Source organism: Leucobacter sp. Ag1 (assembly GCF_000980875.1).
Classification (GTDB): Bacteria; Actinomycetota; Actinomycetes; order Actinomycetales; family Microbacteriaceae; genus Leucobacter; species Leucobacter iarius.
The window spans coordinates 20,847-28,541 of record NZ_LAYO01000066.1 but is presented as its reverse complement, the minus strand read 5'-3'; the positions used below and the strand labels follow the sequence as shown (position 1 = coordinate 28,541).

The window sequence follows — 7,695 nt, the reverse complement described above, 5'->3', positions numbered from 1 at the left end:
CACGCGGATCCCGAGCGCGGCCTCGAGCTCGGCGGCGCCCGGCTGCGGTCCGACCCACAGCTCGCCGTGCGCCGCGTCGGCGTGGAACGCCGCATCGCCGGGACGCGCGGGCGGCGTGATGTAGAGCGTCGCGTCGTGCCCGCCCGCGACGGGCCGCAGCACGAGCACCCCGTCCTCGACGGCGTAGCCGACGAGCCAGAGGAAGTCGCTGTCGGCGCGGAAGTCGAAGAACGTGTCGTTCATGCGCAGCTGCGCGCGCCCGGCGGTGACCACGAGGGTCCGCCCGGGCAGCGCCTCGGACAGCCGGCGGCGGTGCACCTCGGCCGCCGGGATCGCGCCCGACTCCACCCGCGGGGTGCGGTCGGCGTCGCCCCAGCCCGTCTGGATCCACTCGGTGAACCCGGGCGTGGTCGCGAGCAGGGGCATGCGGGGATCCCGGCGCTGCGAGCGGGAGTTCGCTGTGCTCGACTCCCAGTCGACGGCGCGGACCGCCGCCCCCAGGCCGTTCAGTTCGATTCCGTGGTTGTGCGCGCTCATTGCTTCCTCTCGCTGACCGTGCCGCCGAGCCGGTGCTCGAGGGCGGTGAACAGGCGCTCCGCGACTCCGTCGTGGTGCACGCCGTCGTGCTCGTACTCGTTGGTGACCCAGGCGTTCACTCCCGCGACGCGGGAGGCCGTGTCGAGCGACAGCCCCGAATCAACGTAGAGGTCGTCGAAGTACACGGCGGCCTCGACCGGCACCTCGTTCGCGGCGAGCCGCTCGGGGTCGTACATCTCGATCGGCCAGGCCCGCTCGGCCAGCAGCTCAACCCCGGCACGGAACCCGCGCAGGGCGCGGATCTCCTCGAACATCCAGGGGAAGACCGTCTCGCCGGTGAACAGCAGCGGGCGCGCGGACTCCGCGAATTCGGGGCGCCGATCGCGCTCGCGCTGCGCGGCCCAGGCCGAGGGGCCGGGTCCGTAGATGGCCTCCTGCAGCGCCATGTAGAGCGGATCCGCGGTGAACGCGGATCCCGCGCCGACCGCATCGACGAAGGTGTCGCTCAGGCGCGTCTCGGCCTCGTCCGCGAACGCCTCATCGAGCACCCAGTGGACGCGGTCGAAACCGGGCCCCATGCCGAAGCCCATGCCGAGGGTCTGGAAGCGGCGCACCGTGAGGCGGTCGCCGTCGGTCAGGCGCACGTCCTCCGCCTCGAGCAGGTCGGCGATGCGGGCGACCCGATCCGTGAGGTGCGGGGTGCGCTCGCGGAAGATGCGGTTCTTCTCGACCATGCGCGGGAAGGTGCGTCGGTAGACCTCGTCGGGGTCCGGCTCCAGCGCGGCGAGCCCGCCGGTGACGGCCGAACCGATGACCGCCTCGGGCGCGGTCGACAGGTAGTGCATGGTGAGGAACCCGCCGTAACTCTGCCCCAGGGTCCACCACTGGCGGCCGCCGTAGTGCCGCGCCCGGATCGCCTCGAAGTCCCGGACGATCGAGTCGGCGCGGTGCAGCGAGAGGCGGCGTGCGGCCTCCTCGGCCGGCAGCTCGGCGAACTCGCGGCCCGAGAGCGGCGTGGACCGGCCGGTCCCCCGTTGGTCGGGGATCACCAGACGGAACCGCTTCAGCGCGGCTCCCACCCACGAGGAGCGGCCGAACGGGCGCGTGCCCTTGCCGCCGGGGCCGCCCTGCAGGTGCACCATCAGCGGCAGATCGCCGTTGCGGCGCTCGGCCGCGACCAGCTCGCGGGCGTAGACGCGGATCGTCTCGCCCTCCGGGTCGTTCCAGTCGAGCGGCACGGTGGTCCACACGTCCCGCGCGACGATGTCGGTCCCGATCAGATACTCGCTGCTCACGATCCTGTCCTTCTTCCTCCGGCGTCGCGCCGGATCACTGATTCGCCGTCCGCACCCGCGAGTCGAGCAGCGCGTAGAGCGTGTCGACCACGAGGTTCGAGACCACCACGAACACGCCGCCGAGCAGCACGATCGCGATGATCACGGGGCGATCCTGCATCGCCACGCTCGACACCGCCAGCGCGCCGACGCCCTGGAGGCCGAACACCTGCTCGATGACGATCACACCGCCGAGCAGCATACCGATGTCGATGCCCAGCTGGGTCACGAGCGGCGGCATCGCGCTGCGGAACGCGTGGACGTAGGTCACCCGGCGTTCGGTCAGCCCCTTGGCCCGGGCCGTGCGGACGTAGTCCTGGCCCAGCACGTCGAGCATCTGACCTCGGGTGAGCCGCGCGTAGACCGCGCTCGTGACGAGCGCGAGCGTGATCCACGGCAGGATGAGGTGCCAGGCCCACTGCAGCGGGTTCTCGGTGAAGGGCACGTAGCCCGAAGGCGGGAACAGCGTGAGGCCGATCTTCGTCGGCAGGAAGTACAGGGTGTAGAGGGCCAGCATGCCGAGCACGAAGGTCGGGAAGCTGATGCCCACGATGGCGAAGCCCTGACCGGCGCGGTCGCGCAGGCTGCCCGGGCGCTTCGCCGAGGCGATGCCGATCGGGATGCCGATGGCGAGCCAGACCACGACGGCACCGAACACGAGGGACATGGTGATCGGGATCCGCGCGAGCACGAGGTCCGCGACCGGCAGGTTGGTCCGGTACGAGAACCCGAGGTCGCCCTGCAGCAGGTGCCCGATGAATCGGAGGTACTGCTCCGGCATGGGCCGGTCCAGACCGAGATTGCTGCGGATCTGCGCCATGAGCGCCTCGGTGGCCTTGTCGCCCGCGATGATGCGCGCGGGGTCCGAGGGCGTCACGTAGAACAGCACGAAGACGAAGACGCTGAGCAGGAACAGGACCAGGACGCCGAAGCCGATCCTGGAGGCGAGGAAGCGGATCACGACTTCCCTCCCTTCGACGAGGACGGGTCGAGCGCATCGCGCAGCCCGTCCCCGAGCAGATTGAACGCGAGCGTGAGCGCGAGCAGCGCCAGGCCCGGCACGAGCACCATCCAGGGGGCCACCATGTACATGGAGCCGTTCGCGGCGTCGGCCAGCATGTTGCCCCAGCTCGGCGTGGGCGGGACGATGCCGAGCCCCAGGAACGAGAGCGTCGCCTCGAACACGATCGCGGCGGGGATCATGAGGGTGGTGTAGACGATGATGGGCACGACCAGGTTCGGCAGCACGCCGGTGAACATGATCGACAGCCGCGACTCGCCGAGCGAACGCGCCGCCTCGATGAACTCGCGTTCCCGCACCGCGAGCACCTGGCCCCGGATGACCCGCGCGAGACCGGTCCAGCTGAAGAACACGATCACCGCGATCGACAGCTGCAGGCTGGGCCCGAGCACCGAGACCGTCGCGATCGCGACGAGCAGGAACGGCACGCTCATGACGAGATCGATGACGCGGCTGAGGATCGTGTCGGTGACCCCGCCGAAGAAGCCGGCGGTCATGCCGATCAGGATTCCGATCGCCGAGGCGATGAGCGACGCGACGACGCCGACGAGCAGCGAGACCCGGGCTCCGTAGGCGAGGCGGACGAGCACGTCGCGCCCCAGCTGGTCGGTGCCGAGCAGGAACTCGCCGCTCGGGCCGACGGGGATGCCCGCCGCCGACAGTCCGGTCTCGCGGAACTGCTCGGTCGGCCCGTGACCGGTCCACTGCGCGATCAGCGGGGCGGCGATCGCGAACGCGATGAGCAGCAGGATGACGATCGCCGAGACCACGCTGGCGGGATCGCGGACGAGCCGCGCGACGGTGAGCTGCCAGGAGCTCCGGGCGCGGATCGCCGCGGCGTTCCGCGCCGCTGCGGCCGGGGTGATGATCACCCGGGTCTCCTTCGAGAAGATTCCGCTCACGATGCCGCCCTCCCCGCGTCGCGGAGCGACCCCTCGAAGGTCGCGACCAGTTCTCGCGCGGACGGGATCCTCGGGATCTCCGGTGCCGCGGCGGACAGCAGCTTGCGCGTGAACGGCTGCTCGGGATTCCGGGAGATCTCCTCGGCGTCTCCGAGCTCGATGATCCGGCCGCCCTCCATGACCGCGATGCGGTCGCACACGTGACGCACCACGGCGAGGTCGTGCGAGATGAAGAGGTAGGTGAGGCCGAGCTCGCGCTGCAGCTCGTCGAGCAGGTTCAGCACTTGGGCCTGGATCGAGACGTCGAGGGCCGACACCGGCTCGTCGAGGATCACGAGTTCGGGGCGGAGCGCGATCGCCCGTGCGATGCCGATGCGCTGCCGCTGTCCGCCCGAGAACTGGGAGGGGAACCGGTTGTAGTGCTCGGGGTTCAGCCCGACGAGCTCCATCAGCTCCTGCACCCGGCGCAGGCGCTCCGCGCCGGACGCCGCACGGTGGATCCGGAACGGATCGCCGATGATCGAGCCGACCCGGCGCTTCGGGTTCAGGGATCCGAAGGGATCCTGGAAGACCACCTGCACCTTGCGGCGCTGCGCCCGCCATTCCTCCGCACTCAATCGCGCGGTGTCGGCGCCGTCGAAACGAACGGTACCGGCGGTCTGGCGGATGAGTCCGGCGATGGTGCGGGCGAGCGTCGTCTTGCCGCACCCGCTCTCGCCGACGAGCCCGAGCGTCTCCCCGCGCCGGACCGCGAGCGAGATCCCGTCCAGCACGGTCTTGGGGGCGCCTCTGCGCTGCGGGAACGCGAGCGAGAGATCGGAGACCTCGACGATGGTGTCGTCCTCGCGCGGCTGCAGTCCGGGCAGCTCGGACACGGGCGCCTCGGGTTCGGAGGGTGCGGACTCGAGCCAGCAGAGCGCCTCGGTGCCGTCATCGTAGCGGCGGACCGGCGGCCGGGAGCCGCAGATCTCGCTCGCGTCGGGGCAGCGGCTCTGGAACACGCAGCCGGCCGGCGGCGCGAGCAGGCTCGGGGTGCGGCCGGGGATCGGCACGAGCGGCGTCCCCGGGGCGCTGTTGAAGGAGGAGGAACGGAGCAGTCCGGCGGTGTACGGGTGCGCGGGACTGCCGAGGACGTTCCCGCTCTCGCCGATCTCCATGCGTCGGCCGCCGTACATGACCATCACCCGGTCGGCGACTCGGGCGAGCACCCCGAGGTCGTGGCTGATCATGAGCACCGTCGCGCCGAGGTCGGCGCGCATCTCGGCGAGCAGGTCCAGGATCTGAGCCTGCACGGTCGAATCGAGCGCCGTCGTCGGCTCGTCCGCGATGATCATCGCGGGTCCGAGCGAGAGGCTCATCGCGATCATGACGCGCTGTCGCATCCCACCCGAGAACTGATGCGGATAGGCGTCGAAGCGCGCAGCCGCGTCGGGGATCCTGACCTTCTCGAGCAATTCGATCGCCCGCGCCTTCGCGGCCTCCTTGGTCACCCGCTCGTGGGCGCGGATCTGCTCGACGATCTGCCACCCGACGGTGTACTGCGGGTGCAGGCTCGACAGCGGGTCCTGGAAGATCATGCTGATCTCCTTGCCGCGCTTGCGGCGCAGCCCGTCCGCGTCGAGCGCGAGCAGGTCGGCGCCCTGGAACCGGACGGTCCCCGAGGTCTTCGCCTGCGGGATCAGACCCATCACCGACTGCACCAGCACGGACTTGCCCGAGCCGGATTCGCCGACGATGCCGAAGAACTCCCCCTCACGCACGTCGAATGAGACGTCCTGCACCGCGTGCACGTCGCCGTCCTCGGTCGGAATGTCGACCACGAGGCCGGACACTTCCAGAATCGACATCAGTCGTTCCTCCTCCTTCTCAGGGTTCGGGGGCCGGCGCCGCCGCGCGCCGACCCCCGTCACCGGATCGCTACTTCTTCAGCCAGACGTTCGTCCAGTCGCCGTTCTGGGCGAGCGCGTAGATCTCGAAGTTCTGCACGCGCTCGGAGTGGTAGTTGGCCTTCTTCCGCGCGACGATGCTCACGATCGGCGAGTCCTTCATGACGGTCTCGTCGACCTGGTGCCAGATCTTTCCGGCCTCCTCGGGAGTGCTCGCGGCGAGCGCCTTCGCGGCGAGCGCGTTCGCCTCGTCGTTGTTGTAGTCGACGTAGTTGTACGACTGCGGGGTCCCGTTGAAGGTGAACTGGGGCTGGAACACGCTGCGAGCGGCACCGCCGACCCAGTCGGGCGACCAGCCGACGAGGGCGACGTCCCACTTGCCGTCCTTCGCGTTGGACGGGTTCGTCATGAAGTTCGCGTAGTAGTCGGTCGGCGGGACCGGGAAGAGCTCGACGGTGATCCCGGCCTTCTCGAGGCTCGCCTGCACCGTCTGCGCGATGTCCGGCTGCGCGCCGAGGTTGCGGTACGGCAGCTTGAGCTTGAGGTTCGTGACGCCAGCCTGCTTGAGCAGCGCCTTCGCCTTCTCGGGATCGGCCTTGCCGCTCTTGTCGCCGTAGGGGGCGAAGTCCTCGTAGCCGTTGATGCCGGGGCCGAAGATGCCGTTGGTCACGGTGGCGATGTCGGGGCCGCCCATCACCTGCACGACCGCGGGCTTGTCGATCGCGTACTGCAGCGCTTCGCGGACCTCGGGCTTCTGCAGCGCTCCCCCGTTGTTGCTGGTCTTCGTGTTGATCCACATGAACTGGTCGACCCCGCCGTTGGCCATCGTGGTCAGCTTCTGGTCGTTCGCGGTCTTCAGCTGCTGGATGTTCGCCGGGCTCGGCTGGATGTCGAAGAGCAGGTCGGCGGAACCGGCCTGCAGCTGCTGCATGGCCGCATCGTCCTCGAGCCCCATGGTCATCTTGATCTCGTCGACGTAGGCCTTGCGGAGCGGGTCGCTGTCGGCCTTCCAGGACGGGTTGCGCACCAGGTCCATCGAGGCGTCCGGCTTGTACGCGGAGATCTTGTAGGGCCCGGAGGAGATGAAGTTGTTCCGGTACTCGGGCGAGTCCGGCAGGTAGTCGAGCACCTCGATCGGCGCCGGGTTCGCGGTCGGCAGGCTGAGCATCGAGGTGAAGTCGGATGCGGGCTCGGTGAGCTTGAACACCACGGTCTTCTCGTCGGGGGTCTCGATACCGCTGATGCGGTTCTTCTCGATGTAGTCCTTCATCGGCGCGATCTCGGGCTTGACCTTCGCGAATCCGGCGCAGAAGGTGTCCATGCCCTCGATCAGGCCGGTGAAGTACCCGCCGAGCGCCGCGCTGATCTTGGGGTTGCAGATCCGCTTGATGCCGCGTGCGACGTCCTCGGCGACGATCGGGCGGGATCCGCCCGGAGCGTCCCAGGTCACCCCGTCACGAAGCTTGATGGTGTAGGTCTTGCCGCCGTCGCTCGCCTCGGGGACCTCGGTCGCGAGGTCGCCGGCCAGCTCGATCCGGGTCTTCTCGTCGTTCGACGATTTGTAGCTGAGGATGGAGCGGGAGACCGTACGGATGACGCCGTTCACCGGGACGTAGGCGGTCAGCTGCGGATCGAGGTGGTCCACGTCCCCGTTCGCCAGCACCTTGAGCGTTCCGCCCTTCTGCCCCTCGGCCGCGGGGGCTCCTCCTCCGCCTCCGCTGGAACAGCCGGACAGCGCGAGCGCCGCGGCCGCGGCGAGGGCGGTGGTCGAGATGATGAGTTTTCGAGCCATTGAGAGTCACCTTTGAGTCATCGAGCTTCGTGCGCCCGACCGTCCGGTCGGCACGCCGAACGGGCCCAATCTCGAACCCCGTTCGCGATTAGTAACATAGTACATGTCATCTTTCGCATTGCATTGACAATGATCTCGAAAAGATCACGATCGCCCGAGCCGCACGGCGTCCACTCGCACGGGCACGCACTAGGCTTTTTGCTAGTCGCCGGGAGGAGCCCCA

Annotated in this window: 6 protein-coding genes; all 6 read right to left on the bottom strand. The window is 69.3% G+C overall.

Translation table 11 applies throughout. The features are described 5' to 3' along the window. Positions 1–537, bottom strand: a 537-nt coding sequence (locus tag XM48_RS02610) for an aminopeptidase P N-terminal domain-containing protein (protein ID WP_046454229.1), incomplete at its 3' end; no start/stop codon positions are given. After that, positions 534–1,832 carry an alpha/beta fold hydrolase gene (locus XM48_RS02605; protein WP_046454228.1) on the bottom strand — a complete coding sequence of 433 codons (1,299 nt, stop codon included), beginning with the start codon at positions 1,830–1,832 and terminating at the stop codon, positions 534–536. The genes XM48_RS02610 and XM48_RS02605, both read right to left, overlap by 4 nt. 34 nt (positions 1,833–1,866) lie before the next feature. Then, positions 1,867–2,832 (bottom strand): ABC transporter permease, encoded by a 966-nt coding sequence (locus XM48_RS02600; protein ID WP_046454227.1) that lies wholly within the window; start codon positions 2,830–2,832, stop codon positions 1,867–1,869. Further along, positions 2,829–3,794 (bottom strand): ABC transporter permease, encoded by a 966-nt coding sequence (locus XM48_RS02595; RefSeq protein ID WP_231580778.1) that lies wholly within the window; start codon positions 3,792–3,794, stop codon positions 2,829–2,831. The genes XM48_RS02600 and XM48_RS02595 overlap by 4 nt, the downstream gene beginning before the upstream one ends. Next, on the bottom strand, positions 3,791–5,641 hold the full coding sequence (locus XM48_RS02590; RefSeq protein ID WP_046454226.1) for an ABC transporter ATP-binding protein: 1,851 nt from the start codon (positions 5,639–5,641) through the stop codon (positions 3,791–3,793). The genes XM48_RS02595 and XM48_RS02590 overlap by 4 nt, the downstream gene beginning before the upstream one ends. A 70-nt stretch (positions 5,642–5,711) precedes the next feature. Then, positions 5,712–7,472 (bottom strand): ABC transporter substrate-binding protein, encoded by a 1,761-nt coding sequence (locus XM48_RS02585; protein ID WP_046454225.1) that lies wholly within the window; start codon positions 7,470–7,472, stop codon positions 5,712–5,714. Positions 7,473–7,695: the final 223 nt, after the last annotated feature.

Excerpts from the sequence above, each read along its gene's own strand:
- XM48_RS02590 (WP_046454226.1), bottom strand. The coding sequence starts at position 5,641 with ATGTCGATTCTGGAAGTGTCCGGCCTCGTGGTCGACATTCCGACCGAG.
- XM48_RS02585 (WP_046454225.1), bottom strand. The coding sequence starts at position 7,472 with ATGGCTCGAAAACTCATCATCTCGACCACCGCCCTCGCCGCGGCCGCG.